The 1,012-nt window shown below is 64.1% G+C and carries 1 protein-coding gene; it reads right to left on the bottom strand.

Annotated features, from left to right (window positions below; all coding sequences use genetic code 11):
- Window positions 1-74 precede the first annotated feature (74 nt).
- A partial coding sequence (locus J7U37_RS24800) for an IS3 family transposase (protein WP_247637481.1) occupies window positions 75-1,012 on the bottom strand: 938 nt, incomplete at its 5' end.

The raw sequence follows: 1,012 nt of genomic DNA, 5'->3' as shown, positions 1-1,012 counted from the left end.
TGTCCGTCGTCAGATGATTTGGGACATTCAGCGGTGTTCAGGGACAGAGGCTCTGGTCCATCTGGGGTAGGAGGTTAGGCGGCCTGCGCGTGGTGGCGCAAGCGGCGATCCATCAGGGTCTGGCGCTTGATGCGTTCCCGCTCGGCCAGGATCCCTTCGCCGCGTCCGAAGTAGACGTCGGCGGGCGTGAGGTTGCTCAGGCTCTCATGGGCTCGGGCATGGTTGTAGTGTTCGACGAAGTCGGCAACCTGCGCCTCCAGCTCGCCGGGCAAGTAGGCGTGTTCGAGCAGGATGCGGTTCTTGAGCGTCTGATGCCAACGCTCGATCTTGCCCTGCGTTTGAGGATGGCATGGCGCGCCGCGGATGTGGGTCATGCCCCGTATACTGAGCCAGTCAGCCAGGTCGCTGGCGACGTAGCTCGGCCCGTTGTCGGAGAGCAGGCGTGGCCGCGGCATCACCCGCGCCTGATCGAGCCCAGCCGCCCCCAGCGCCAGGTCGAGCGTTGCGGTGACGTCGCTGGCCTGCATCGTCGTGCACAGCTTCCAGGCGACGATGTAGCGTGAGAAGTCGTCCAGGACCGTCGACAGGTAGTACCAGCCCCAGCCAACGACCTTCAGGTAGGTGAAGTCCGTCTGCCAAAGCTGGTTGGGCGCGGTGGTCTTGTCGCGGAACTCGTCGGCGGCCTTGATGACGATATAGGCCGGGCTGGTGATCAGGTCTTGAGACTTGAGCAACCGGTAGACGGTCGCTTCCGAGACGAAGTAGCGGCGCTCGTCGGTGAAGCGCACTGCCAGCTCACGCGGACTGAGTTCAGGCTGCTCCAAGGCCAGAGCAACGATCTGCTCGCGGATCTCTGCAGGTAGACGGTTCCAGACCCGGCTTGGCCTTGAGGAATGGTCATTCAACGCCTCGGGGCCGCCGCGCTGGTAGGCGTCGTACCAGCGGTAGAACGTCGAGCGGGTGATGCCGAGCTTGTCCAGGGTGGCACGCACCGGCAGGTGGGATTGCTCGA

The sequence above is a fragment of the Methylobacterium sp. 37f genome (genome assembly GCF_023093475.1).
Lineage (GTDB): Bacteria > Pseudomonadota > Alphaproteobacteria > Rhizobiales > Beijerinckiaceae > Methylobacterium.
This window is presented reverse-complemented; position numbering and strand designations above follow the sequence as displayed.